The organism is Aeromonas cavernicola (assembly GCF_002795305.1).
Taxonomy (GTDB): domain Bacteria; phylum Pseudomonadota; class Gammaproteobacteria; order Enterobacterales; family Aeromonadaceae; genus Aeromonas; species Aeromonas cavernicola.
In genome coordinates, this window is record NZ_PGGC01000024.1 from 17667 (window position 1) to 42829 (window position 25163).

23 protein-coding genes, 1 other RNA gene and 1 pseudogene are annotated in these 25163 nt (G+C 56.8%); 13 read left to right on the forward strand and 12 right to left on the reverse strand.

Annotated elements, in window-relative coordinates:
• Positions 1-95: 95 nt before the first annotated feature.
• The 4 genes from CUC53_RS03180 (at position 96) to CUC53_RS03195 (ending at position 3856) form a co-directional block, all read left to right on the forward strand.
• Positions 96-1466 carry an L-serine ammonia-lyase gene (locus CUC53_RS03180; RefSeq protein ID WP_100292814.1) on the forward strand — a complete coding sequence of 457 codons (1371 nt, stop codon included), beginning with the start codon at positions 96-98 and terminating at the stop codon, positions 1464-1466.
• A gap of 262 nt (positions 1467-1728) precedes the next feature.
• Entirely contained in the window at positions 1729-2415 is a 687-nt protein-coding gene (locus tag CUC53_RS03185) for an acyltransferase (protein ID WP_236757853.1), read from the forward strand.
• Between the two features lie 202 nt (positions 2416-2617).
• Positions 2618-3055, forward strand: a complete 438-nt coding sequence (locus CUC53_RS03190) for a DUF2846 domain-containing protein (RefSeq protein WP_100292815.1) — start codon at positions 2618-2620, stop codon at positions 3053-3055.
• Positions 3056-3358: 303 nt separating this feature from the next.
• Positions 3359-3856, forward strand: a complete 498-nt coding sequence (locus CUC53_RS03195) for a hypothetical protein (RefSeq protein WP_100292816.1) — start codon at positions 3359-3361, stop codon at positions 3854-3856.
• A gap of 322 nt (positions 3857-4178) precedes the next feature.
• Here CUC53_RS03195 and CUC53_RS03205 read toward each other — a convergent pair.
• From CUC53_RS03205 to smpB, 3 genes and pseudogenes are all read right to left on the reverse strand, one after another.
• Positions 4179-4346, reverse strand: a pseudogene (locus CUC53_RS03205) (IS66 family transposase); the annotation flags it as partial.
• A 428-nt stretch (positions 4347-4774) separates the two neighbouring features.
• Positions 4775-5134: a transfer-messenger RNA gene (ssrA, locus tag CUC53_RS03210) on the reverse strand.
• Positions 5135-5309: 175 nt separating this feature from the next.
• Complete coding sequence (gene smpB / locus CUC53_RS03215; protein WP_026455809.1) at positions 5310-5798, reverse strand: SsrA-binding protein SmpB; 489 nt, start codon at positions 5796-5798, stop codon at positions 5310-5312.
• 169 nt (positions 5799-5967) lie between these two features.
• On the opposite strand from smpB, the gene CUC53_RS03220 reads away from it, so the two are divergent.
• The 4 genes from CUC53_RS03220 to guaA all read left to right on the forward strand — a co-directional run bounded on the left by CUC53_RS03220 (position 5968) and on the right by guaA (position 10110).
• Positions 5968-6402 carry an SRPBCC family protein gene (locus CUC53_RS03220; protein ID WP_100292817.1) on the forward strand — a complete coding sequence of 145 codons (435 nt, stop codon included), beginning with the start codon at positions 5968-5970 and terminating at the stop codon, positions 6400-6402.
• A complete protein-coding gene (locus tag CUC53_RS03225) occupies positions 6395-6754 on the forward strand; it encodes an RnfH family protein (protein WP_236757854.1) in 360 nt (119 codons plus the stop codon). Before CUC53_RS03220 ends, CUC53_RS03225 begins: the two co-directional genes overlap by 8 nt.
• A 198-nt stretch (positions 6755-6952) precedes the next feature.
• The gene (guaB, locus tag CUC53_RS03230) at positions 6953-8416 is read left to right on the forward strand and encodes an IMP dehydrogenase (protein ID WP_100292818.1); all 1464 of its coding nucleotides are present in this window, start codon (positions 6953-6955) and stop codon (positions 8414-8416) included.
• Between the two features lie 104 nt (positions 8417-8520).
• A complete protein-coding gene (guaA, locus tag CUC53_RS03235; RefSeq protein ID WP_100292819.1) occupies positions 8521-10110 on the forward strand; it encodes a glutamine-hydrolyzing GMP synthase in 1590 nt (529 codons plus the stop codon).
• 219 nt (positions 10111-10329) lie between these two features.
• Here guaA and CUC53_RS03240 read toward each other — a convergent pair whose 3' ends face one another.
• Both CUC53_RS03240 and CUC53_RS18790 read right to left on the reverse strand, forming a co-directional pair.
• Positions 10330-10665, reverse strand: coding sequence for a Cif family virulence factor (locus tag CUC53_RS03240; RefSeq protein ID WP_100292820.1), 336 nt, complete (start codon positions 10663-10665; stop codon positions 10330-10332).
• Entirely contained in the window at positions 10643-10804 is a 162-nt protein-coding gene (locus CUC53_RS18790) for a hypothetical protein (protein WP_157798185.1), read from the reverse strand. Before CUC53_RS18790 ends, CUC53_RS03240 begins: the two co-directional genes overlap by 23 nt.
• An 845-nt stretch (positions 10805-11649) precedes the next feature.
• On the opposite strand from CUC53_RS18790, the gene CUC53_RS03245 reads away from it, so the two are divergent.
• Positions 11650-12723 carry an isopenicillin N synthase family dioxygenase gene (locus tag CUC53_RS03245; protein ID WP_100292821.1) on the forward strand — a complete coding sequence of 358 codons (1074 nt, stop codon included), beginning with the start codon at positions 11650-11652 and terminating at the stop codon, positions 12721-12723.
• 86 nt (positions 12724-12809) lie between these two features.
• Positions 12810-13994, forward strand: a complete 1185-nt coding sequence (locus tag CUC53_RS03250; RefSeq protein WP_100292822.1) for a trans-sulfuration enzyme family protein — start codon at positions 12810-12812, stop codon at positions 13992-13994.
• A gap of 69 nt (positions 13995-14063) precedes the next feature.
• On the opposite strand, the gene CUC53_RS03255 is transcribed toward CUC53_RS03250, so the two are convergent.
• From CUC53_RS03255 to CUC53_RS03265, 3 genes are all read right to left on the reverse strand, one after another.
• A complete protein-coding gene (locus CUC53_RS03255) occupies positions 14064-15728 on the reverse strand; it encodes an AMP-binding protein (protein WP_100292823.1) in 1665 nt (554 codons plus the stop codon).
• 98 nt (positions 15729-15826) lie between these two features.
• Entirely contained in the window at positions 15827-16105 is a 279-nt protein-coding gene (locus tag CUC53_RS03260; RefSeq protein WP_100292824.1) for a YfcL family protein, read from the reverse strand.
• Positions 16106-16213: 108 nt separating this feature from the next.
• Positions 16214-17329: an ATP-NAD kinase family protein gene (locus CUC53_RS03265; protein ID WP_100292825.1), complete on the reverse strand. Its 1116-nt coding sequence runs from the start codon at positions 17327-17329 to the stop codon at positions 16214-16216.
• A 110-nt stretch (positions 17330-17439) separates the two neighbouring features.
• Between CUC53_RS03265 and CUC53_RS03270 the strand changes: the two genes are divergently transcribed.
• Positions 17440-18171 (forward strand): TerC family protein, encoded by a 732-nt coding sequence (locus CUC53_RS03270; RefSeq protein ID WP_167386670.1) that lies wholly within the window; start codon positions 17440-17442, stop codon positions 18169-18171.
• A 119-nt stretch (positions 18172-18290) separates the two neighbouring features.
• On the opposite strand, the gene CUC53_RS03275 is transcribed toward CUC53_RS03270, so the two are convergent.
• The 4 genes from CUC53_RS03275 to CUC53_RS03290 form a co-directional block, all read right to left on the reverse strand.
• The gene (locus tag CUC53_RS03275; RefSeq protein WP_100292827.1) at positions 18291-19727 is read right to left on the reverse strand and encodes a basic amino acid/polyamine antiporter; all 1437 of its coding nucleotides are present in this window, start codon (positions 19725-19727) and stop codon (positions 18291-18293) included.
• A gap of 246 nt (positions 19728-19973) precedes the next feature.
• Positions 19974-20735, reverse strand: a complete 762-nt coding sequence (locus CUC53_RS03280; protein ID WP_100292828.1) for an SDR family NAD(P)-dependent oxidoreductase — start codon at positions 20733-20735, stop codon at positions 19974-19976.
• Positions 20736-20753: 18 nt separating this feature from the next.
• A complete protein-coding gene (locus tag CUC53_RS03285; RefSeq protein ID WP_100292829.1) occupies positions 20754-21863 on the reverse strand; it encodes an enoyl-CoA hydratase/isomerase family protein in 1110 nt (369 codons plus the stop codon).
• Positions 21864-21930: 67 nt separating this feature from the next.
• Complete coding sequence (locus tag CUC53_RS03290) at positions 21931-23088, reverse strand: acyl-CoA dehydrogenase family protein (RefSeq protein ID WP_100292830.1); 1158 nt, start codon at positions 23086-23088, stop codon at positions 21931-21933.
• A gap of 266 nt (positions 23089-23354) precedes the next feature.
• Here CUC53_RS03290 and CUC53_RS03295 point away from each other — a divergent pair, with 266 nt between their 5' ends.
• Together CUC53_RS03295 and CUC53_RS03300 are read left to right on the forward strand one after the other, a co-directional pair.
• Entirely contained in the window at positions 23355-24497 is a 1143-nt protein-coding gene (locus CUC53_RS03295) for an isovaleryl-CoA dehydrogenase (protein WP_100292831.1), read from the forward strand.
• Positions 24494-25163 (forward strand): carboxyl transferase domain-containing protein (locus tag CUC53_RS03300; protein WP_272896745.1); only part of this gene is annotated, 670 nt, incomplete at its 3' end. The genes CUC53_RS03295 and CUC53_RS03300, both read left to right, overlap by 4 nt.

The following is a 25163-nucleotide window of genomic DNA, read 5'->3' on the forward strand; positions in this document are numbered from 1 at the left end:
GGTCTCAAACCGAGCGGTTTCTCAGCCACTCAATGAACTCACCCTTTTTCTGTAAGCGGGCATGTTGCTCCCTTCAACCCTGAGGTAATCGTCACATGATCAGCGTTTTTGATATTTTCAAAATCGGTGTAGGCCCCTCCTCCTCCCACACAGTTGGCCCGATGAAAGCGGCCAAACAGTTCGTCGATGAGTTACGCGCAGGCGGTAAAATCCGTGAGATCACTCGGATCAAGGTCGATGTCTATGGCTCACTCTCTTGGACGGGCAAAGGCCACCACACCGACATCGCGATCATCATGGGTTTGGCGGGTAACCTGCCGGAGAATGTCGACATCGACGCCATCCCAGAGTTTATCTCGCGCGTAGAGCAGACCGAACGGCTGCCCATCGGCTTGCACTGCCACACCGTCAGCTTTCCCCGTGATGCCATGGTGTTTCATGACGAAGCTCTGCCGCTGCATGAAAATGGCATGACCTTGACCGCCTTTATTGAAGATGACGCCGTCGCTAGCAAGACCTACTACTCCATCGGCGGCGGGTTTATCGTCGATGAAGCCAACTTTGGCAACACTGACAGCGGCAATATGTCGGTCAACTACCCGTTTAAGAGTGCCGCAGAGCTGGTCGCCCACTGCAGCCAAACCGGGCTGTCGATCTCTGCGCTGATGCTGGCCAACGAGCAGTGCTTTAACACCCCAGAAGAGATTTATAAAAAGTTCGGTAAGATCTGGACCACCATGCGCGAGGGGATCGAGCGCGGTTGCCGCACCGAAGGGGTCCTTGCTGGCCCGCTGCGGGTGCCACGCCGAGCCGCCCCGCTCTACCGCCAATTGACCACCAATGAAAATCTCTCCAACGATCCGATGAACATCGTCGACTGGGTCAACATGTTCGCCCTGGCCGTGAGTGAAGAGAATGCCGCCGGTGGGCGGGTGGTCACCGCCCCCACCAACGGCGCAGCGGGCATCATCCCCGCCGTGCTCGCCTACTATGACAAATTTATCCAACCGGTGGGCCGCGATGAATACACCCGCTTCTACTTGGCCGCTGGCGCCATTGGCATCCTCTACAAGATGAACGCCTCCATCTCTGGCGCGGAAGTGGGGTGTCAGGGCGAGGTCGGGGTGTCGTGCTCCATGGCGGCCGCAGGCTTGACCGAATTGATGGGCGGCAGCCCCGAGCACGTCTGTGAAGCGGCCGAGATCGGCATGGAGCACAACCTAGGCTTGACCTGTGATCCGGTTGCAGGCCAAGTGCAGGTGCCCTGCATCGAGCGTAACGCCATTGCCGCGATGAAAGCGGTCAACGCCTCCCGCATGGCCCTGCGCCGCACCTCGCAGCCACGGGTCTCCCTCGATAAAGTGATCGAGACCATGTATATCACCGGTAAAGACATGGACTCCAAATACCGGGAAACCTCCCGCGGGGGTCTGGCCATCAAGGTGATGCACGTCGCCTGCGAATAACCCCCCATCGCCCACCATGCCAACCTTGATCAGTGGCATGGTGGGCCCCGCAACCACCCCACTCCATTGACCCCGCCTCCCCTACTCATGTTCTTCTTATGTTGCAATCGCTGTGACAGTGGCAATCGCTGTGATAGCGGCGAAGTGGCGACCATAACGCTGAGTTCATCTTTCGGCGATCTGATGGTGCGATAAGCTCATCTTTCGACGACCTCCCCTGTGCTGCTAAGATGTGGCCTCCCTGAACCACCGGATCGCTCCCGTGACACTGCCCTCTCTGTTGCAACACCTCCTCGTCCGCGTTCATAACAAGGTACGCGCCGCAGGCCATGCCCTGCGGATCTCCCCTCGGGCCCGCCTGAGAAAATGCACCATTTCAATCACCGCTGGCGACAACCAGCTACATATCGACGCTGATAGCGACCTGCGGCGCTGTCATATCACCATGGAAGGGCAAGGCAACCGCCTGATCATTGACCAAGGCTGTCACCTCAAAGGCCTTGTGATTGAAGTGCTGGGCAATCACTGCACTCTAGTCATAGGCAAGCGCGTCAAAAATACGGGGCCGGGCAAATTATCCTGCCGTGAAGCCGGCACCCGTCTGCTCATTGGCGATGATTCCCTGCTCGCAACCGGCATCACCATGCTGACCAGCGATGGCCACGATATTTATGACGCCAGCGGCCAGCGGATCAACGCCGCCAACGACATCGTCATCGGCCGCCGAGTCTGGATCGGCCAAGAGGTGATGATCTTAAAAGGCGCGCAGATTGGTGATGACTGCATCATTGGCGCCCGCGCAACCGTCACCGGCAAGATAGCCGCCACCAGCATTGCAGTGGGCAACCCCGCCAAGGCCATTCGCGCCAATATCACATGGCATGAACGCCTGACCTTTGCTGCCAGAGGCCCGCGCCCCCCTGCCGACCCGCAGCACGACAGGCCATAGCCGCCACCAACGTAGCCCCCGTCAGGCAGCCCCTGCCACATGGCGGCGGGCGCCAGCAGGAGATACTCATATGGTGTGCATTATGTCGCTTAATTGTTGGAATATTGAATCCCGTCACACCGGCGATGGTTTGAGTGGTTGCCCGACAACAAAGCCCCATGCGAACCTTTAAATCCCGTTAACTTACTAAAAAATAACAACTATGTTCAGGCAAATAATGTTGAGTGCCGCCCTGCTGTCGGCGGCGCTGCTTTCCGGTTGTGCTTCCGTACCCATGGCCGATGCCACCACAGACGCGCAGGCCAAGCAGTTTGTGGCACCCAAAGAGGCGGCCAACCTCTATATCTATCGCAATGAGACCTTCGGCACGGCGGTGAAAATGCCGGTGCTGGTGGATGGTATGGCTGTCGGCGATACCGTGGCCCACAGCTATATCCTCAAGCAGGTGACGCCGGGCAGCCACACCCTCACCTCCAAGTCGGAGAACGATGCCACCCTGACCCTCAGCACCGAGGCGGGTAAAAACTACTACGTCTGGCAGGAGGTCAAGATGGGCCTGCTGCTGGCCCGCTCCAAGCTGAGTCAGGTCAGCGAAGAGGAAGGCAAGCAAGGGGTGATGGAGAGCAAGTTGGTTAAGTGATCAGACTTTTTACCGAAAAACAGGGCGTAGCTTCACCTGTTACTTCGCTGTCAAAAAGGTGGGTGTCCCAGATTTTTTGTTGGTGGGAGAAGTGATGGCGTATGTGAGTGCGATAAACAAACTGAACACCCTAGGTCTGCCTGTCAGAAAGCCCTGAGTGTAACGATCACTTGGGGTTGGGGAAGTCATGATTTGTTGGCTGATTTGGGCAGCAACGCCGCCATCACATATTAATAACCAGATACGCCCCCTTACTTTTGTATATGGTTTAATAGGCAAAGCTGAGTCCATGGAGAATCGGGAATGAGCATTGGTGTAGTGACTTATATAAGTCACCACTTTAGGTCTGATATTGCTTTCAAGGACGTAGAGGCTTTGATAGCAATCCTACAGAATACATCAGCAATGATTTTCACTATTATGGGGATCTGGATAGCATATATCTATCCAAATGCAGTATTAAGAATTATTCAACCATCAAAGGTCACAGCTCTCTATTCTGATACAGATACCGAAAGAGTAATACTATTAGTTGGAATCGTCATATTATCGGCAGCAACATTATCATTACTTGTTATTGGTGTTGCAGCAAAACCTTTCATTATAAAAACTGCTGCATTCACCTCCAACAAAGAAGCATTTACTAGCATAGGAATATGGGGTCTTCTTGCTCTTACATATGCTCAACTATTTTGCATATATATTGTCATCGCATCCAGCGTTAACTTTATAAAGGATTTGAGTAACCTAAAGGCAAAGGAAAATCTATCCAGAAAACTTGATGGTGAACCAAATCAATAAATATACCTTAAGACTTTATGTCTTTTTATTTTGCTAAATACGAAAGAAAAAAGCTGACTGTTTATCACACCAATTTTCGTAGGGTGCAATGAACGAAGTGAATTGCACCTCTATCCTCACGAAATCGGTGCAATGTGCTCCGCTTATTGCGCCCTACGTTAACCACGTTAATTCCGATTATTTATTGTTGTGTGGCATTTCATATGCTGGCGTGGCGGCATCGCCCCATGATAATGGATATCGGCCCTGTTGAACCCAACGATGGAAGGTGAAATATGGCCAATCTTTCGGGGCTGTTACCAGCCCATGTTTGAGTAACCGTTCACCAGCAGGGGCTTGACGCACACAATTCTGCAGAGATGGGGTAATCCGTTTTCTCGATGCAGGCTTTGACGATGGAGCGCAGCCACTCCTCTGGGCAATGCCCCAGTCGTTTGGCTGTCTCCACTAACGACAGGATACGCTGGCGAAACAGTTCCCCACGATGTGAGCCCGTAGGTTCGAATAGCGAAGCGTATTCGGACGATCGCGAATCTAATCATATAAAAATCAAACCGCCTCCAATCTGGCATACGCCGTCACCAGCCACTTGGCGCCGACGTCGTCGAACGGGCTCGGCGCCCGGCTCTGCTGGCCGAGCTTGATGGCGCTGGCGTCGAAGATCGCGCGCGGCTTAGTGGTAAGTGCTGCTAAAGGCCAGCACACAACAACGCCCGCAACAATGCAGGCTTTGCTGTTTTTGGATCACCCTTGGATCACCCTTGGATCACTTATGGCTCATATTAGCCCCCATGTTAGGTGAGCCGCTGTGCTGTTGCTTTGCCAAGGTGGTGTAGATAACTGCCTAATAAACAAGGAAAATCGCCTTATTTAGGCAAGAAAAAACCCCAGCCAAAAAGGGCTGGGGTTTGTTTTATTTGGTGGAGCTGGGGGGATTTGAACCCCCGTCCAAAATTACTACATCCTTGGTACTACATGCTTAGTCACTCTTTACATTCGCCAACCCGCTGCGGAGAGACACGCCACGAATTGACTAGCTCGATTGGTTTTAATGCTTCCGCCCCGAGCAGGACTTCCACACGATCCTGTGAAGTATGACCTTCCGATTCCCTAGGACACAGGCAAGCTAGGGTAGAAGGGCTCTATGCAGGTTATTAAGCTGCTAGTGCGTAGTTTTCGTCGTTTGCGACTATTTTTTTGCGGTTTATTAACGAGGCCTACCGCACCTCGGCATGCACCTTGGGTTTCGTGAATCTTGTCGAATCCAGAATCAGCCCCAAGTTGTCAGTAGGGATTGTACGCAAAAATGCTGGTATGGCAAGGCGTTGATGACCATTCCCACGGGTCGAGACACTGTTTGCCGATTTATTGTTCGTCAGGGTCAGCACAGGTGGATAAAAACAGGCCAGCAAAAAAAGTCCGAGCATCAGCTCGGACTTTCATGGGGGCGTCGTTAGCCTCGGTTCTTGTTTTTCATGATCCGTGCTTTTTCCCGATCCCACTCGCGGGCCTTGGTGTCTTCGCGCTTGTCGTGCTCTTTTTTGCCCTTCACCAGACCGATCTCAACCTTGACCCAGCACTGTTTCCAGTAAAGGGCGAGGGGCACGATGGTGTAGCCCTGGCGGGCGATCAGGCTTTCGAGCTTGTCGAGTTCACGGCGGCTCAGCAGCAGTTTGCGGGTACGGGTCGGGTCACACACCACATGGCTGGAGGCCGCTTGCAGTGGCAGGAAGCTAGAGCCAAACAGATAGGCCTCACCATCGCGGAAGATGACATAGGCTTCGCTGATGTTGGCCTTGCCCGCCCGCAGGGATTTCACTTCCCACCCTTGCAAGGACAGACCTGCTTCGATCTTCTCTTCGATGAAGTATTCGTGGCGGGCGGTTCTGTTGAGTGCAATGGTGCTGGACCCGGCTTTGTTTTTACTGTTCTTTTTGCTCATGACGGGCGATTTCCGGCAATGACTAGGAGGCCCGTATTATACGTGGGTGGGGGCAGCTGTAAAACGCGCAGCAGGTCAAGTGGCTGCTTTGTGAGCAGTTGGGCCAAGGTTTTACCTCCAAAAGCGCCAACATGGTGGTAAAATCGCGGCGATTGGATGAGGAAAAGCGATGCCCCGTATTACACGCAGTGCCTTGGTGATGTTCAGCGCTGAACAGATGTTCAAGTTAGTCAACGATGTGGATGCTTATCCGCAGTTTCTACCCGGTTGTGTTGGCAGCCGGGTTCATGAGGCGGGCGACGATTACATGATGGCCTCGGTCGATGTGGCCAAAGCCGGTATCGCCAAGACCTTTACCACCCGCAATCAGCTAGAGGCTAATCGTCAGATCAAAATGGAGCTGGTGGATGGGCCATTTAGCAAGCTGGCCGGCTGGTGGACCTTCACACCCCTGGATGTGGATGCCTGCAAGGTGGAGTTTGACCTCGACTTCGAATTTACCTCAAAGCTTATCGAGCTGGCCTTTGGCCAAATATTTCGTGACCTCGTGAGTTCGATGGTGCTGGCGTTTTCTAACCGCGCCAAGGTGGTCTACGGTGTCTGAGTCCATCAATCCCATCAATATTGAAGTGGTCTATGCCCTCCCCGATCGCCAGACCGTGATCCCGTTAAGAGTGCCCGCCAATACCTGCGTGCTCGCCGCGATCGAGCTGTCAGGGATTGTGCAGCAGCATCCCGATATCGATCTGATGGTCAACAAATTCGGTATTTATAGCCGCCCCAGCAAGGGCAATGAGCTGCTGCAAGAGGGGGATCGGATTGAGATTTATCGCCCCTTGATTGCCGATCCCAAAGAGATCCGTAAAAAACGGGCCGAACAGGCGAAAGAGGCGGGCCGGGCCGATGTGGTCACTGGCGGGCGGCCCAATACCAACCGCAAGCGAGCCAGAGAGTGACAGTCCCACTCGCCGTGCTACTGATCATGCCATCACGCCCTTTTTTCAGCGCCTAATTGTTGTTTTTTTAAGGCGTTGGCGGTTGAAAAGCTCGCTAGCTGATAAAAACTCAACAAATTTCTTTACCCGTGACAGCATCATACGTAGACTTTGTCGGCAATATTTTACTCCCCCCCTCCTCAACGGTGAGATATTGCCATGCTCAGGATTGCCAAAGAAGCGTTAACCTTCGACGATGTATTGTTGGTTCCCGCCCACTCCGATGTTCTTCCCAATACTGCCGACCTGCGTACCAAGCTGACTGCTGCTATCAGCTTGAATATTCCGATGATTTCCGCTGCCATGGACACCGTGACCGAAGCCCGTTTGGCGATCGCACTGGCCCAAGAGGGCGGTATCGGCTTTATCCACAAGAACATGTCCATCGAGCAGCAAGCTGCCGAGGTGCGTAAGGTCAAGAAGTACGAAAGCGGTGTGGTGACCGACCCTGTCACCGTGCGCCCAGACATGACCATTGCCCAAATCAAGGAACTGAGCCACAAAAACGGCTTCGCCGGTTACCCTGTGGTCACCGACGGTAACCAGCTGGTCGGTATCATCACTGGTCGTGATGTGCGCTTTGTGATTGACCTCTCGCAAACCGTCGCGCAGATCATGACCCAAAAAGATCGTCTGGTGACCGTGCGCGAAGGGGCACCCCGTGAAGAGGTGGTGGCCCTGATGCAAAAACACCGGATCGAGAAGGTGCTGGTGGTCAGCAGCGACTTCACCTTAAAGGGCATGATCACCGTTAAAGATTTCCAAAAAGCCGAACGCAAACCCCATGCCTGTAAAGATGACAAGGGTCGCCTGCGGGTGGGAGCTGCGGTGGGGGCGGGTGCCGGCAACGAAGAGCGGGTCGCTGCGCTGGTGGAAGCCGGGGTGGACGTGCTGCTGATTGACTCCTCTCACGGTCACTCCCAAGGGGTACTGGATCGGATCAAAGCGACCCGTGACGCCTACCCTGACCTGCAAATCATTGGCGGGAATGTGGCAACTGGCGCAGGCGCGTTGGCGCTGGTCGCGGCAGGCGTCAATGCGGTGAAGGTGGGGATTGGCCCAGGCTCTATCTGTACTACCCGTATCGTCACTGGGGTTGGCGTACCGCAGATCACCGCAATTTCTGATGCGGTGGACGCCCTCGAAGGCACCGGCATTCCGGTGATTGCCGATGGCGGTATCCGCTTCTCTGGCGACGTGGCCAAGGCCATCGCGGCAGGCGCCAGCTGCGTCATGGTCGGCTCGATGTTTGCGGGCACCGAAGAGGCACCCGGAGAAATCGAGCTCTATCAGGGTCGCTCGTTCAAATCCTATCGCGGCATGGGCTCCTTGGGCGCCATGTCCAAAGGCTCCAGCGATCGCTACTTCCAGACCGACAACGCCGCCGACAAGCTGGTGCCAGAAGGGATCGAAGGGCGGGTGCCCTACAAGGGGCGCCTCAAAGAGATCATCCACCAACAGATGGGCGGCCTGCGCTCCTCCATGGGTTTGACCGGCAGCGCCACCATCGACGACATGCGCACCAAGGCAGAATTTGTGCGGATCTCCGGCGCAGGGATGAAAGAGTCCCACGTTCACGACGTGACCATTACCAAAGAAGCCCCCAACTATCGGATGGGCTAAGAAAAACGGGGCCCAGGTGCCCCGTTTTGTCACTGCTGTTATCCCCTGATGGGTGATCAAATACAGCTCGGTTTTGTTAAAAATCAGTCTGATGCAGGAATAAAATGACTAAAGATATTCACGCTCACCGCATCCTTATTCTGGATTTCGGCTCCCAATACACCCAGCTTATCGCCCGTCGCGTGCGCGAAATTGGGGTCTACTGCGAGCTGTGGGCTTGGGATGTGACACAAGAGCAGATCCGCGAATTTAACCCAAGCGGCATCATCCTTTCTGGCGGCCCCGAGTCGGTGACCGAAGCAGGCAGCCCACGCGCACCTGAGTACGTGTTCAACGCGGGGGTGCCGGTGTTTGGTATTTGTTACGGCATGCAAACCATGGCCGAGCAGCTGGGCGGCAAGGTGCAATCCTCCAACTTGCGTGAGTTTGGCTACGCCAAGGTCGAAGTGCTGGGTAATGCCGGTAACAGCTGTGCCCTGCTGCGCAACATCGAAGATGCCATTGCTGATAACGGCAACGCCCTGCTGGATGTCTGGATGAGCCACGGTGACAAGGTTACCGCCATCCCGGCCGACTTCACCACCATCGCCAGCACCCCGACCTGCCCCCACGCCGCCATGGCCAATGAAGCCAAGCGTTTCTACGGCGTGCAGTTCCACCCAGAAGTGACCCACACCCGGCAGGGTGCCCGTATGTTGGAGCACTTCGTCAAAGACATCTGCGGCTGCGAATGCCTGTGGACGCCGGCCACCATCATCGACGACGCCATTGCCCGCATCCGCGAGCAAGTAGGGGATGATGAGGTGATCCTTGGCCTCTCCGGCGGGGTCGACTCCTCGGTGGTCGCCATGCTGGTACACCGCGCCATCGGCGATCGCCTCACCTGCGTCTTCGTTGACAACGGCCTGCTGCGCTTAAACGAAGGCGAGCAGGTGATGGAGATGTTTGGCGATCACTTTGGCCTTAACATCATCAAGGTCGACGCCGAAGCGCGCTTCTTAGGTGCCCTAGCAGGGATTGACGAGCCGGAAGCCAAGCGCAAGGCCATTGGCCGCGTCTTCGTTGAGGTATTCGACGACGAAGCCAAAAAGCTGAAAAACGCCAAGTGGCTGGCCCAAGGCACCATCTACCCAGATGTGATCGAATCGGCTGCCAGCAAGACCGGCAAAGCCCACGTCATCAAGTCGCACCACAACGTTGGCGGCCTGCCGGACGAGATGAAGATGGGGCTAGTCGAGCCGTTGCGGGAGCTGTTTAAAGACGAAGTGCGCCGAGTGGGCTTAGAACTGGGCCTGCCCTACGACATGCTCTACCGTCACCCGTTCCCGGGCCCAGGTCTGGGCGTGCGCGTCCTTGGTGAAGTGAAGAAAGAGTACTGCGATATCTTGCGTCGCGCCGATGCGGTCTTTATCGAAGAGCTGCGCAAAGCCGACCTCTACAACCAGGTCAGCCAAGCGTTCGCCGTGTTCCTGCCGGTGCGCTCCGTTGGCGTGATGGGCGATGGTCGCAAATATGACTGGGTGATTGCCCTGCGCGCCGTCGAAACCATCGACTTCATGACCGCTCACTGGGCCCACCTGCCTTATGACTTCTTGGGTCACGTGTCCAATCGCATCATCAACGAGATCAACGGCATCTCCCGCGTGGTGTACGACATCTCCGGCAAGCCGCCTGCCACGATTGAATGGGAATAAGCGGCCAGCGCCCCCCTACCCTGCAAGCATAAAAATGCCTAAGACGCCCTCGCGGCGTCTTTTTTTAAACTGAATTTTCTTACTCAGCAAAAATACATTAAAAATATAGGCTTTCTATTTATTTTTACGCTATTTGGAAGATGTGAATTGATATCTTCACCATATTAAAAACCGTGTTTATCTCTATCCACACTGGCCTTTAAATAGCACTAACGGCCTCTATTTATTATTTTTATCTACCGCGGCACTTAACATATCTGATGCGCCAAATGGGTGGTCAATGGCATATATCCACCGCCCTTTGACTTTTTTCAGCACTTCAATACTCTCTCCTTGTGCTAATTTTTTCTTAGAGGCATCCTTACTACGAATCACCCAATTCACTCGCACTAATGCCAAATCATCCTTTTCAATCACATATACATCCTGAGAGCTTAATTCACCATTAAGCGATTTAAAGTTAATTAAATTTTCTCGGATTTTTACTAAGCCTGTATATACTTTTTTGTCGGTGACTACGGCCGCATCTTTTTCATAATAGAGATAATAAGCCATTGATATTACCTGCATTCATGGCCTCTACAAATTTCTTACTAAAATCAGCAGGCTGCTCAACATTTACCGGTGTTGCTTGTGCAACAGTTATAAAGCTGATAAAACAAGCCGCAAATAACAATTTAGATAATAAAGACATCTTAACCTCTGACAACTAGCGAAAATGAGGAACTATTCTGTTTGCTGCTCAATGCAGTGTCAATTGGTATATTGTAAAAACATTTGACTGTATTAACCTTAGCTCTTGTATGTGCAATTGAGCAAACAACCACATACCTAAAAGGAAATAGAATATTCGATTGGCTTATGGTGAATAATATTATTCAGATATTTCATCTGCTTTTATCATATTAATTCAGCATAGATTCATATTGGATATTCCCTGTTAGTCGCAGGCCAGTCAAAACTTCATTTAAATCCAAACAATCCCACATCGTAAAGCATATTCGGGCTGCTGCGATAAGAAGCGAACAGTACGCCACTGCTATTTCAGGTTTTCTGCTGCTTTGCTATCCCTTTGGTGGCGATAAACAGACGATAAGGCGCGGCTCATCGCGGCGATGAGCTTAGCAAGACGAGCCCTACTGTCTCTGTGTGCCTCCTCAGAAGAGTGATTGAGTGATGGGTTATCGCTAATAGATGGGACTTCCTGATTGCTCCTTCTCTGATTTTTCTTCGCCACTCAGCTCCACGCAAACCTTCTTACGGCCTTTATCGGCAAGCGCCATGGCCACGACTTGGGGTACTTCCTCCTGATGCCTGAGCTACGCCATCCCCCTATCTCATCCAAATTCAATTTCGAATTTTGTATGTAACTAAGAATTTTTTGTTGCTTCAGTCTCATCCTACCGAACAGTAGCATCCAAACTAACCCCATATGGCGCCCACTCTTAACCACTGACCTCACCTGCGCTCTGCCGCTGGCAAGGTGCTCTGGGGTCAACGGGGCCGCCGCAGGGATCGCATAGCAACAAGGAGGTGTACATGGCTCATTCTGCACTACCCACCATCGATTTGGCGGCCCTCACGGCGAGGTCAGCCACCCGTCACCAGATGCTGGCACGGCTGGGGCAAGCCGCCCGCGATGTGGGCTTTTTCTATCTGGTTGGTCATGGCCTTAGCGCGGCCGATCAGCAGGAGACGCTGGCACTGGCCGCCCGTTTCTTCGCCCTGCCCGCGCAGGAAAAATTGGCGGTGCAGATGGTTCATAGCCCCCATTTTCGTGGCTATAACCGCGTCGGTGCCGAGCTAACCCGGCAACGGCCGGATCAGCGCGAGCAGTTTGATATCATGAATGAGGCCCCCGCCCTGCTGGCGGCGCAGATCCGTGCACCTTGGCAGCGGCTGATCGGCCCCAATCAGTGGCCTACCGCCCTGCCTGAAATGCGATCTCACTTGCTGGCGTGGCAGGATCGGCTAAGTGCCATCACCCTCACCCTGCTCGCGGCCTTTGCCGAGGTGCTGGCCCAGCCCGCTGGGGTGTTTGATGAGAGCATTCGCGGCGCCCCCTACCAGCATATGAAGCTCATTCACTACCCAGGACAAGAGGCTGGCGGCAGCAGTCAGGGGGTCGGTGCCCATAAAGACCCCGGTTACCTGACCTTAGTGATGCAGGATGGGCAGGCAGGGCTGGAAGTGGAGACGGCAAACGGCTGGATCTGCGCTGCGCCGGTGCCGGGGGCACTGATAGTGAATATCGGCGAGCTGCTAGAACTGGCCTCCAACGGATATCTTAAGGCGACCTTACACCGAGTGGTGAGCCCACCATCTGGGGTATCGCGGCTCTCGTGCGCCTTTTTTATGGCAGCGCGGCTCGATGCCACTGTGCCACGGCTCACCCTCTCCCCCACGCTGGCAGCGCAGGCACAAGGGCCAGAGAGTGATCCCGCCAATCCGCTCTTTTATCAGGTGGGGGAGAACGTGCTCAAGGGGCGGCTACGATCCCACCCAGATGTGGCGGCGCGGCATTATGGGGCGCCTGCCGCCCCTCACCCGCTCGGTCAGCTGGGCCGATCACAGCGCCACGCGACCGCCAAGGCCGAGCGCCCCTCGGCGTAACTCATCAGGGCACTACGCAGCAGCCAGCTGTCATAGCGCAAACACACCGCACATCAGGCCGCAACGCGGCCACGAGGGAACAGACCATGCAATTTAAGACCATGAGCGTACACAGCGGCCAGCGGATCGATCCGCAAACGGGGGCGTTGACTACCCCGCTCTATCAGAGCAGCACCTTTAGCTATGTCACTGCCCAGGCGGGTAAGGATCGTTTCGCCGGTCAATCAGCTGGCTTTATCTACAGCCGTTTTGGCAACCCTACCACCGCCGAGCTGGAGCAGAAACTGGCCGTGCTGGAGGGGGCCGACGAGGCGCTGGTGGTGGCAAGCGGCATGGCGGCGGTGAGCGCCATCATGTATGCCTTGGCCGATAGCGGCGATGAGGTGGCGTATATTGGCCCGCTCTACGGTGGCACCGATGCCTTCCTTAAGCAGACGTTCAGCCGCGCAGGGATAAAGGTCAGTGCCTACGAGAGCGATCACGATCTGCTGGCTAATATCCGCCCTGCCACCAAGGTGATACTGTTCGAAACCCTGACCAACCCCACCCTCAAGGTGGTCGATCCGCGGCTGGTGGTGGAGGCGGCCCGCAAGGTGGGGGCTATCACGGTCTGTGATAACACCTTCCTCACCCCCTACCTGCTGCGTCCGTTGGCACTTGGCATAGACATAGTGATGCACAGCGGTACCAAGTATCTGGGCGGCCACGGTGACATCATTGCTGGGGTGGTGGCAGGCTCGCACGCCTTGATGAAGTCGATCCGCACTGTGGCACTTAAGCACATCGGCTCCCCCATCGGCCCGCAGGAAGCCTATCTGCTACAGCGCGGGGTTAAGACCTTGCCGCTGCGGATGGATGCCCACCAGCACAACGCCCAAAAAGTGGCCGAGTTTCTGGCGGCCCATACGGCAGTCAAACGGGTGATTTACCCAGGCCTTGCCAGTCATCCGGGCCACGATGCCCTCGGCGCCTTCGCCAGCGGTTTTGGTGGCGTGGTGAGCATTGAACTGGCAGGAGGGTTTGAGCGCTGCGCCGCCCTGCTCGATAACTTGCAGCTGTTTGTGCAGGCGGTGAGCTTGGGCGATCTCGAAAGCCTCGCCTGCCATCCCGCCAGCACCACCCACGCCGCCATGGACGAGGTAACTCGCCTTGCGGCTGGGGTCACTGACGATCTTATCCGCTTTAGCATTGGAGTTGAGGATGCAGGGGATCTGATCGCCGATCTGGCCACGGCGCTGACGCGGCTTTCGCCTGCGGCCACCACGTCATAACAAGAGAGGGCTCAACCCAACAACGGCCCTGCTGGGCCGTTGTTGGGGGAGGTAATGACAGCGTAACCCCTATGACTCCCAGACGATGGTGGTGCTGGATGACCACTGCTCGCCCAGTTCAGCGTACTGCTGCTCTAACAGGTGGCGGCGGATCTTCATGGTCGGCGTCAACACGCCGTTCTCAATGTTCCATGGGGCCTTGACCACCAACACGCCACGAATTTTGGCGTGAGATTCCAACTGGTCATTGACCCGAGTCCGCGCCGCCTCCAGCGTAGCATTGACCTCGGCACGGTTACCCTTCATGGCACTCTCTGCCAACTGCACCAAGGCGATCGGCTGGGGCATACCGTAACCAATCACGCAGAGTTGCTCGATGATGGGCTCCTGTGCCAGCAGAGCCTCGATGGGGACGGGCGCCACGTATTTGCCTTTGGCCGTTTTGAACACATCCTTCATTCGACCGGTGATGCTGAGGTAACCCTCTTTGTCCAACTTGCCCATGTCGCCAGTATGGAGCCAACCCTCGGCATCAATGGCCTCGGCACTGTGCTCGGGGTCTTTGTAGTAGCCCAACATCATCCCTTCGCAGCGACAGAGGATCTCCCCCTCATCGGAGACCTTGATGGTCACCCCCGGCCCCGCCTTACCAACGGTGCCAATTTTGTCGGCCCGAAACGGGTAGTTAATGGTAGAAAACGCATGATTTTCAGTCATACCCCACGCCTCCGTGATATGCAAACCGATGCTCAGATACCACTGAAGCAAAGCGGGGGAGACCGGCGCCGAGCCACAACCGAGCACCCGCGCCTGATCCAGCCCCAGTCCCTGTTGCAACTTCCGTTTGATGAGGCCGGAAATAAGCGGGATCTTGAGCAGCAAGGCCAGCTTGTTCTGGGGCAGCTTCTCGTGAATTTTGATGCGAAACATCGCCCACAACCGAGGCACCGAGATAAACACCGTTGGCCGACAGCGTTTGACATCGTCAATAAAGGTATCGAGGGATTCGGGAAAGGCGATGGTCGCGCCGCCATACAGGCTACCGCCGTAGATGTAGACCCGCTCGGTAATGTGGGCCAGCGGCAGATAGGAGAAACCCCGATCCGCCTGCCCTAACGCCACGGTTTCAACCAATCGCTCACACGACCAGGCGTAGCGCTCAACGCTGAGCATCGCTCCTTTGGGCTTGCCGGTACTGCCGGAGGTATAAACCAGACTCAGCAAGGCGTCGGGCGCCTGCAGCGGGCTGTCAGGGATGGGGTCATGCTGCTCTAGCAGATCGTCCCACTGGTAGCTGGCTGGCATGGTGTCATAGGGCAAGGCGATCCGCAGCAGCTCGCTCGGCACGCCGACCTCTTGGCTCTTCCAGTCATCGAGCTTGCCAACAAAAATGGCCTTGGCTTCGCTGTGACGCAGCACGTATTCGATGGTATCGACGTTAGCGGTAGGGTAGATAGGCACACTGATGTATTGCCCCATTTGCATCGCCAGATCGGCGATAAACCACTGGGCACAATTTTTGGAAAACAGCGCCACTTTATCGCCCGCCACCAGCCCAAGATGGCGTAAAGCCGCCGTCATCCGCCGTGCCTCATCGGCTACCTCACCCCAGGTAAAGTCGACATATTCGCGCTTGATGGTTTGCCGCAGATAGATGCGTTCAGGACAGTGCCGCTCCCAGTGATAGAGCATCTCGAGCGGCAGTTTATTGGCAATGCGTGAGGAAGAGGCCATGGTTTAATCCCTGAAACAAAAGGCGAAACTTATTATTAACCTTTTGCTAACTTTCAGGAAAGCACAACCTCATCTTGGTGTTTGAACTCTGGTGTTGATCACGCTTCAACTTGTTGTTGCAAGCGTTGCCACATGGCCTGTACCAACACCTCGTCTTGCTCGCTCAGTTCGCCCTGTAAAATCGCCTCGTTGAGACTGCGCAGTACATAGCTTTTGACATCCCGCACCAAGGTTTTACCTTCGAGCTCAGCCCGCGCTACCCCTAACGAGATGTGGCCCCGCAGATAACCACCCGCAAACAACTCGTCATCGCTGGCGGTGGCCACCATTGCGTCGATGAGCCCTAACAATTGGTGTTCAAAATCATGAATCGTCATATAACGCAGCCTCTTTTCCGGGATTGCCGGTCAACATTCGCAGGGAGTGACATTGCGATCGGGTGGATCACAACGCGCTGGCGCCAGGCTAGCGGCCTCTTTGACAGCCTATTCCGGGTTGGCCACCGGGTAGATGACCTGATCCTTGTAGCCGGTGGTGATCCGCAGATAACCACCCAACGCCCGGTTCAGTTCAGGATCGTCGGTATCAACCAGCAAGGGTTTGCCCGCAAGGTCGGCAAGTTTGGCTTTGGTGGCCAGCACCTGGATGTTAGCCAGCCCGACCTCCCGAATGACCTCTGGACTGAGTTGCTGATTGCCACGCCCGAACAGATGCCCCTGTCCACCGATCAGGGTAATGATCAAACGGCAGCGACGGCCACGGATCCGGGTCAGGATCTCAGTAGCGCCCAGATCCTGCCCGATCAGCTGGCCATTTTCCACCAGATCCACGCCCAGCAGGGTATTTTCCAATCCCAACGCCGCCATACAGGCCGCCACCGTGCTGCCAGAGCCCATCAGGTAGAGGGTATCGGGCTCCATCTGTTCCACCACATCGGCGGCGATGTCCGCCAACACCAGCGCTTCGCACTCCCGCCCCCCCTGCTTGACCGCTTGCACATAGCGCAGATCGCACGGGACTTGCAGCTGACCGTAGTGGCGTGAACGCACCTTGCCTGCGCGAAATGCCGCTTCATCGATGTCGCGCACGTCGCCATCCATCACGCTAAGCAGCTCACCGGCGATCATCCGCGCCGCCACCCGGCCACTGGCGGCCGGCGTCACACCATACACCCCAGAGTGAATTTTGCACCCAGCCGGAATACCAAGCACATGGCACGCCTCCCCCACTGCCGCACAAATATCCCGTGCGGTGCCATCGCCCCCGGCAAACAGCAGCAGATCCACTCCTGCCGCCTTCATGTGCGCTGCCGCCGCGCGAGTATCGGCGGCCGTGGTGATCGCGCTCGGCGGCTGATAGATGATCCGGTGCGGCAATCCCAGTTCCGTGGCCAGCACCGCCCCCATCTCCCCCGCGACGGTGAGTAACTCAAACGGTGTGGTCAGCTCGCACAACGGCAACAGGGCTTGATGGGCCCGAGCCTGCGCTTTGGCCTGCGCGCCTCGGGCCAGTGCCTCGGCCACCATGCCATCGCTGCCTTTAAGCCCTACCGCGCCGCCAATGCCGGCGATGGGATTAATAATGAGCCCTAATCGAAACATTCCGCTCTCCTCACAGATGCGGGCCATTTTTATCTTTTTGTCCCACTGGGACAAGTCATGATCCCCCTGCTAGAATGCGCCACTTCAATTTATTCAACCAAGGTTTAATCATGCTGGAATGGGTTCTTGATCCCTCTGCTTGGGTAGCGCTGGCCACCCTGACCCTGCTCGAAATCGTGCTGGGTATCGACAACATCATCTTTATTTCTATCTTGGTCGGCCGGTTACCCGAAGCCCAGCGCCAGCAGGCGCGGGTACTGGGCTTGGGCCTTGCCATGGGTACTCGGATCTTGCTGCTGCTGTCACTGGCGTGGGTGATGCGCCTCACCGAGCCACTCTTTACCGTGTTAGGTGAAGCGATCTCTGGCCGCGATCTCATCTTGCTGCTGGGGGGACTGTTCCTGATTGGTAAAAGTGCCCATGAAATTCACGCCTCGTTAGAGGGGGCGGCAGAGCCCGAGGGCACCCCGGCCGTCGCGGCGGGTTTTGCGAGCACCTTGGTCCAGATCGCCATCCTCGACATCGTGTTTAGCCTCGATTCCGTCATTACCGCGGTCGGTATGGCCGATCATGTGCCGGTGATGGTGCTGGCCATCGTGATCGCCGTCGGGGTCATGATGTTTGCCGCTAAGTCGATCGGGGATTTTGTCGATCGCCACCCCACTATCAAGATGTTGGCGCTCTCCTTCCTCACCCTTGTGGGCTTTGCCTTGGTGGCGGAGGGGATGGATCTGCACATTCCAAAAGGCTACATCTACTTTGCCATGGCCTTCTCCTTGACGGTGGAGATGATCAACATTCGGCTACGTAGCCACAGCGATAAGGCCAACTCATCGCAGTAACCCCTGCTTAGGCCCCTTTACGGATAACGAAAAACCCCCTTCACGATGAAGGGGGTTTGTTTTTTTATCCACCACTCGATGGGGAATAGAGGGGGGTGCCTGAATCGGTCACCCTAGGATTAGCTCAGCGGTATCGACCCATCCATCACCTTATAACAAGCCAGCAGGGCACACCCCAGCAGCAGCGCAGTCATGAGCTGTTCTGCACGGTTGAGGCGACGCAACCCATGATGTTGACGCGCTTTCCAGTAGATAAGGATGCCGGGGCTATAGAGCAGCGCCACCAGCAGCAAATACTCAATACCGGCGGCATAGATCAGCCATCCCCCATAGAGGGTGGCGACCAACGCCAGCAGCAGATCCCGTTTGCGCTGATGGGGCTGGCCCTGATAGGTCTGCCCTTGTAGCGCTAGTTTGAGGCCATATGCCCCAGAGAACACGTATGGCACCAAAGCCGCCGACGTAGCGATATTGACCAGTGCCAAATAGGTGCTGCTCTGGTAATAGATGATGATCAAAAACAGCTGCACCAAGGCCGTCGAACACCACAGCGACACCGTGGGCGAGCCGCGAGCGTTTTCATTGGCAAACCAGTGCGGAAACAGGCCGCTCTTACCCGCCATGTAAGGCACCTCAGAGGCCAGTACGGTCCAACTGAGCAGGGCCCCCAACACTGAGATCATCAAGCCGATGTTAATCAGCCAAGCGCCCCACGGACCGATCACCGCTTCGAGGATCATCGCAGTAGAAGGGTTTTTGAGCGCCGCCAATTGTGGCTGACTCATCACTCCAAGCGCAAACAGGGTCACCATCACATAGAGTGCCAAGGCCCCCAGCAGCGCCAGCACGGTTGCGCGTCCCACATCCTTGCGATGGCGGGCGCGGGCAGAGACCACCACCGCCCCTTCAATCCCGATAAAGACCCAAAGCGTCACCTTCATGGTGGATTTGACCTGCTCCATCACTGAACCCAGATCGCTGTTGCCCTGCCCCCACACGTCTAGGGTAAAGGTCTGCATATTGAAGGCAAGCAACATGGCCACACAGAGCACGATCAGCGGCACCATTTTGGCAATGGTGGTAACGATATTGACCAAGGCCGCCACTTGTACCCCACGCAGCACCAGCGCGTGTACCGACCAGATAAGCACCGATGCCAGCGCAATCGCCAGCGGGGTATTACCATCACCAAAGATGACCTGATCGGGGGTATCAAAGAAGTAACTGAGGGCACTAAACACCACAATGGCATAGGAGACATTGGCCAGCAGCTGGCAGAGCCAATACCCCCAAGCGGCATTAAAGCCGATAAAATCGCCAAAACCGGCTTTGGCATAGCTGAAGATGCCGCCATCAAGATCGGGCCGCCGCAATGAGAGTGTTTGATAGACCAGCGCCAGCGCGATCATGCCAATCCCGGTAATGGCCCAGCCCAGCGCTACCGCCCCTACACTGGCATGGGCGGCAATGTTCTGTGGCAGGCTAAAGACCCCAGCGCCGACCATGGAGCCGATCACCAGCGAGATGAGGGCGCCAAGCCCCAGTTTCTTGTCCATCTTGATCCTGCTTGATGAAGGCAGCGGCAGAGCGTCCCTATTCAGACTGCACGCGATATAGGAGCGGGGAAATCCAACCCCCGTGAAAAAAGCGGCAACTATATTGCATGACTATTCCTACCGCAATCCTTGCTCATTGCAATCACACCTGAAGTTGACCAAGCGCAATATTAGGCTGTTATTGCATCTTCATGCAGTGCTGTACTGTGCCATCAGCGATAGGCCCCTGCCAACCCAGCATCACGGCTATAGCCGCAAGCCACCATCGAGCTCGATAACTCGGCCTGACAGATAGTCATTGGCAAAAATAAACTGCACCGTCTGGGCCAATTGTGCCACCTCCCCTAACTGGCCAACTGCAATCGCTTGCTGCAGCCGAGCCAGCGCCTCCGGTTTCATCGCGGCCGTCATCTCGGTCGCAAAGACCCCAGGGGCGATGCCCATCACGCGAATACCAAACCGAGCCAGCTCCCGTGCCCACGTGACCACCAGCGAGGCCACCCCTGCCTTGCTGGCGGCATAGTTACTCTGCCCCATATTGCCGACCATCGCGATGGAGGCAATATTGATGATGACCCCCCCCTGCCCAGTGCGGGCCATCAGCGCCGCCCCTTCGCGGCCACACAAGAAGGTGCCGGTTAGATTCACGTCGATCACGCTCTGCCACTGGGCCAAGCTCATTTTTTCCAGTGGCTGGCCCGGTTTGTATTTAATGAGCAAGCCATCGCGCAGGATGCCCGCGCAGTTAACTAGCCCGTGCAACCGGCCCCACTGGGCGTCGATGGCGGCAAAGGCGGCCTCCACCTCCGCTTCATTGGCCACGTTGCACACCCACGGCGCACTATGCCCCCCTTGGCCACTCACCATGGCATGGGTCTGCTCCACATCGTGGCGGTTCACATCAAGCAGGGCCAGGGTCGCACCTTGGGCCGCCAAGCTCAGGGCGATCGCCCGGCCAAGCCCCCTGCCGGCCCCGGTAATGGCGATGACTTTCTGCTGGATCTCCATGCTATCTCCTTGGGGATATCAGTGAGGGCGCAGCGGATTAACGCCATGGGGCCAACGGTAAAACCCATCTAGCCAGTCATGATCGGTGCGCACAGCTTGCCAGCGAGGGGATTTATCTTTGTCGATCAATAAGGCGCGCACCCCTTCGATAAAGTCACCATCCAGCACGCAGTTCACCGACAGGGTCAACTCGTCGGCAAAGACCTCAGCGAGAGATTGATGGCGGGCGTGCCAATACTGGCGCCACAAAATAGCGCGGCTGATGGGGCTCCCCGCCAGACAGCTCTGCCGCGCGCTGGCCAGTTGTGCCTCCTCTGGCGCAAAGTGGGTGGCACTGAGCCGATCCAGTACCCCTTGCAGGGTGCGACCAGCTAGCAGCGTATCGATACGCTGGCGGTGTGGCAGTACCATTGGCTCAGGCAGTAGGGGCGTCGCCGCCTGCTGCAGGGCCGCCAACCGGCCGCTGATGAGATCGCGGTCGGCAAGCTCCCCCGTCCAGGGTAACTGCGCCAATGTGGCGAGCAGCCCCGCTCGCTCAGCACTGGCCATGCCGTGATCCGCCAGCCCAAGCCCGATGGCATCGGCTCCATTAAAACGGGCGCCGGTCAGGCCAAGCCACAGCCCCAATCGCCCCGGCATCCGGCTTAAAAACCAGCTAGCGCCGACATCGGGGTAGAGACCAATGGTGACCTCCGGCATGGCAAGCAGGCTCTTTTCAGTCACCACCCGATACTCGGCGCCAGCAAATAGGCCAATGCCGCCGCCCATGCAGATGCCATCGGCCACACAGATGAGCGGTTTACGATAAGAATGGATCAAGTGATCGATGCGGTACTCTTGGGCAAAGAAGTCACGGGCATACTCAAACAGCTCAAATTGGCTCACCTCCTGCTGACGGTAATAGAAGGATCGAATGTCGCCGCCCGCACAAAATGCCTTCTCCCCCGCCCCTTGTAGCAGCACACAGACGATGGCAGGATCCTGCTGCCAACGGCTCAGCGTCTGTTGCAGGATCTGGATCATCGGCAGGCTCAGGGCATTGAGGGAGGCAGGAGTGTCGAGGGTCAAGACCCCGATCTGCCGTCCGTGGGTGGTGGGGTAACAGCAGACCTTTACCGGTTCGTTCATGCAGTGCTCCATCTTGATATCAATAGCAATCTCATTTGCGCCGCCTGACGGCAACCCTATGCCAACCCTACACCAAACCCAAAGTGGGCTCAGCCAGCAGCTGGCGGGCGATGATCAGGCGCATCACCTCGTTGGTGCCTTCCAAAATACGGTGTACCCGGGTGTCTCTCAAATAGCGCTCCACCGGATAGTCGCGGATATAGCCATAGCCGCCAAACAGTTGCAGAGCCTCATCGCAGATCCGGTAACCCACATCGGTGGCAAAACGTTTGGCCATGGCGCACCACGCCCCCTTATCTGGGCTGGCTCGGTCGAGTTTGTCGGCCGCCTGACGGACCAGCAAACGGGCGGCCGCCAGCTCAGTCGCCATGTCAGCTAAGCGAAACTGCACGCTCTGAAATTCGCTGATCGGGTGACCAAATTGCTGACGAGTCTTGACATAGGTGAGCGCATCATCCAGCGCCTGCTGAGCAGTGCCTACCGAACAGGTGGCGATATTGATGCGCCCGCCATCAAGGGCCTGCATGGCAAATTTGAACCCCTCTCCCTCCTGCCCCAGTCGATAACTGGCAGGAATACGCACCTGGCTGAAGGTCACCTCGCGGGTCGGCTGGCTGTGCCAACCGAGTTTCTCTTCCGGCTTGCCATAACCCACCCCTGTGCTGGTAGCGGGCACCATAAAGGCAGAGATCCCCCCCGCCCCCTCGCCACCGGTGCGGGCCATCACCACCAGCACATCGGTGCTACCTGCTCCCGAGATAAAAACCTTGGTCCCCTCGATAAGGTAGAGATCGCCCTCGCGCACCGCTTTGGTGCTAAGCGCCGCCGCATCGGAACCCGCCCCGGGCTCGGTGAGGCAATAGGAGCCCAGTAATTCACCGCTCACCAATTTAGGTACCCACTCCTTTGCGACCTCGGTGGGCAACCCGCTGCCCAGCATCCAGCTCACCATGTTATGGATGGTCAGATAGGCCGTAGTGGAGGTGCAGCCCATGGCGAGCCGCTCAAAAATCAGGCTGGCATCGAGCCGGGGTAAGCCCAGCCCACCAAACTGCACGGGGGTATAGAGGCCGCAAAACCCGAGGGCGGCCGCCTGTTTGATGGTTGCGATGGGGAACTCATGATCCCTGTCCCAGCGGGCGGCATGAGGTGCGAGCGCCTCGTCGGCAAAGGCGGCGGCCGCGGCGACGTACGCTTGTTGGTCTTGGCTTAGAACAAAGTCCATGTGGGGTTGACCCTCCCTAGGTATGCCGTCACAAGCTGGCGAAATCCGATGAGTTATGTTGCGACAGCTCATGGGCAACTGAACTCATCCGGAGCCTATTTTCAGAACGTATTTTACCTTAGACTAACAATTGATTTACGTTTACGCTAACGTAAACTAAGCGGTACGAAAGCCGACCAGTTTGAGCCCCGTGCTAGCGGTCTGTGCTCACATTGAGCACCGCTGCCGTTATCACCACGCAGACCTTTATCCCAAGGAGAGCATGGATGCACATAGATGAGACTCTGGGCGCCCTGACCGAGCAAGTCGCGGCCTTCTGCCAGAAAGTGATTGCGCCACGGGCCAGTGACATCGATCAGAGCAACGCCTTCCCCCGCGATCTCTGGCCGCAAATGGGTGAGCTTGGGCTGCACGGCATCACGGTGGCGGAGGAGTATGGCGGGGTCAACCTCGGCTATCTGGCTCATGTGCTGGTGATGGAACAGGTGAGCCGCGCCAGCGCCTCGGTTGGCCTCTCCTACGGCGCCCACTCCAACCTGTGCATCAACCAGATCCATCGCCACGGCACGCCGGAACAGAAAGCGCGCTATCTGCCTGCACTGGTGAGCGGCGAGCATGTGGGGGCGCTGGCCATGAGCGAGCCGGGGGCGGGCTCCGACGTGGTCAGTATGCGCCTCACCGCAGAGCGTGAGGGCGATCATTTCGTGCTCAATGGCAACAAGATGTGGATCACCAATGGCCCCGATGCCGAGACCTTCGTCATCTATGCCAAGACCGATGCCAGTGCAGGCGCCAAAGGAATTTCTGCCTTTATTGTCGAGGCGGGCACCGCCGGTTTTAGCACCGCCCAAAAGCTCGACAAGCTGGGAATGCGCGGCTCCAGCACCTGCGAGCTGGTGTTCGATAACTGCCGCGTACCGCAGGAGAACCTGCTGGGCCCACTGCACGGCGGGGTCAAGGTGCTGATGAGCGGGCTCGACTACGAGCGGGCAGTGCTGGCGGCAGGCCCCCTTGGCATCATGCAGGCCTGCATGGACGTGGTGCTGCCCTATGTGCGCGAGCGCAAGCAGTTCGGCCAAGCCATCGGCGAGTTCCAGCTGGTACAGGGCAAGCTGGCTGACATGTATACCCGTCTGGCCAGCAGCCGGGCGCTGGTCTACTCAGTGGCGAACGCCTGCGATCAGGGCCGCACCAGCCGCAAAGATTGCGCCGCCGCTATTCTGTTTGCCGCCGAAAATGCCACCCAGATGGCGCTCGATGCCATTCAGCTACTGGGGGGCAACGGCTATATCAACGACTACCCCACTGGCCGCCTGCTGCGGGATGCCAAGCTCTACGAGATCGGCGCCGGCACCTCGGAAATTCGCCGCTGGCTGATTGGCCGCGAACTGATGGACGATACCCCATGAGCCAGATCCGCTCTCAGCTCGATACTGCCAGTGCCGACTATGCCGCCAATCGGGCCGCCATGCAGGCACTGGTCGATGATCTTAACGCCCATCTGGCCAACATCGCGCAAGGGGGCGGCGCAGCCAACAACGCCCGCCATCAGGCCCGCGGCAAACTGCTGCCCCGCGAGCGGATCAATCAACTGCTGGAGCCGGGCTCCCCCTTTCTTGAACTGTCGGCACTGGCAGGCTGGCAGGTCTATGACGAACCGGTGCCCGCTGCTGGCATCATCACCGGCATTGGCCGAGTCTCGGGCAGGCTCTGCATGTTGGTAGTGAACGATGCCACCGTGAAGGGGGGCACCTACTACCCGCTCACGGTGAAAAAACACCTGCGCGCTCAGGCCATTGCCGAGCGGCTACGGCTGCCCTGCCTCTATCTGGTGGATTCCGGCGGCGCCTTTCTGCCGATGCAGGATGAGGTGTTCCCCGACCGGGATCACTTTGGCCGGATTTTCTACAATCAGGCCCGCATGTCGGCCCAAAACATCCCCCAGCTTGCGGTCGTAATGGGGCTCTGTACCGCCGGGGGTGCCTACGTCCCCGCCATGGCGGACGAATCCATCATGGTCAGGGAGCAAGCCACCATTTTTCTGGCAGGCCCGCCGCTGGTGAAAGCCGCGACCG

What these genes read in the sequence shown, in the direction of transcription:
- CUC53_RS03180 (WP_100292814.1), top strand. Translation starts at nt 96, where the DNA reads ATGATCAGCGTTTTTGATATTTTCAAAATCGGTGTAGGCCCCTCCTCC.
- CUC53_RS03190 (WP_100292815.1), top strand. Translation starts at nt 2,618, where the DNA reads ATGTTCAGGCAAATAATGTTGAGTGCCGCCCTGCTGTCGGCGGCGCTG.
- CUC53_RS03195 (WP_100292816.1), top strand. Translation starts at nt 3,359, where the DNA reads ATGAGCATTGGTGTAGTGACTTATATAAGTCACCACTTTAGGTCTGAT.
- smpB (WP_026455809.1), bottom strand. Translation starts at nt 5,798, where the DNA reads ATGAGCAAAAAGAACAGTAAAAACAAAGCCGGGTCCAGCACCATTGCA.
- CUC53_RS03220 (WP_100292817.1), top strand. Translation starts at nt 5,968, where the DNA reads ATGCCCCGTATTACACGCAGTGCCTTGGTGATGTTCAGCGCTGAACAG.
- guaB (WP_100292818.1), top strand. Translation starts at nt 6,953, where the DNA reads ATGCTCAGGATTGCCAAAGAAGCGTTAACCTTCGACGATGTATTGTTG.
- guaA (WP_100292819.1), top strand. Translation starts at nt 8,521, where the DNA reads ATGACTAAAGATATTCACGCTCACCGCATCCTTATTCTGGATTTCGGC.
- CUC53_RS03240 (WP_100292820.1), bottom strand. Translation starts at nt 10,665, where the DNA reads ATGGCTTATTATCTCTATTATGAAAAAGATGCGGCCGTAGTCACCGAC.
- CUC53_RS18790 (WP_157798185.1), bottom strand. Translation starts at nt 10,804, where the DNA reads ATGTCTTTATTATCTAAATTGTTATTTGCGGCTTGTTTTATCAGCTTT.
- CUC53_RS03245 (WP_100292821.1), top strand. Translation starts at nt 11,650, where the DNA reads ATGGCTCATTCTGCACTACCCACCATCGATTTGGCGGCCCTCACGGCG.
- CUC53_RS03250 (WP_100292822.1), top strand. Translation starts at nt 12,810, where the DNA reads ATGCAATTTAAGACCATGAGCGTACACAGCGGCCAGCGGATCGATCCG.
- CUC53_RS03255 (WP_100292823.1), bottom strand. Translation starts at nt 15,728, where the DNA reads ATGGCCTCTTCCTCACGCATTGCCAATAAACTGCCGCTCGAGATGCTC.
- CUC53_RS03260 (WP_100292824.1), bottom strand. Translation starts at nt 16,105, where the DNA reads ATGACGATTCATGATTTTGAACACCAATTGTTAGGGCTCATCGACGCA.
- CUC53_RS03265 (WP_100292825.1), bottom strand. Translation starts at nt 17,329, where the DNA reads ATGTTTCGATTAGGGCTCATTATTAATCCCATCGCCGGCATTGGCGGC.
- CUC53_RS03270 (WP_167386670.1), top strand. Translation starts at nt 17,440, where the DNA reads ATGCTGGAATGGGTTCTTGATCCCTCTGCTTGGGTAGCGCTGGCCACC.
- CUC53_RS03275 (WP_100292827.1), bottom strand. Translation starts at nt 19,727, where the DNA reads ATGGACAAGAAACTGGGGCTTGGCGCCCTCATCTCGCTGGTGATCGGC.
- CUC53_RS03280 (WP_100292828.1), bottom strand. Translation starts at nt 20,735, where the DNA reads ATGGAGATCCAGCAGAAAGTCATCGCCATTACCGGGGCCGGCAGGGGG.
- CUC53_RS03285 (WP_100292829.1), bottom strand. Translation starts at nt 21,863, where the DNA reads ATGAACGAACCGGTAAAGGTCTGCTGTTACCCCACCACCCACGGACGG.
- CUC53_RS03290 (WP_100292830.1), bottom strand. Translation starts at nt 23,088, where the DNA reads ATGGACTTTGTTCTAAGCCAAGACCAACAAGCGTACGTCGCCGCGGCC.
- CUC53_RS03295 (WP_100292831.1), top strand. Translation starts at nt 23,355, where the DNA reads ATGCACATAGATGAGACTCTGGGCGCCCTGACCGAGCAAGTCGCGGCC.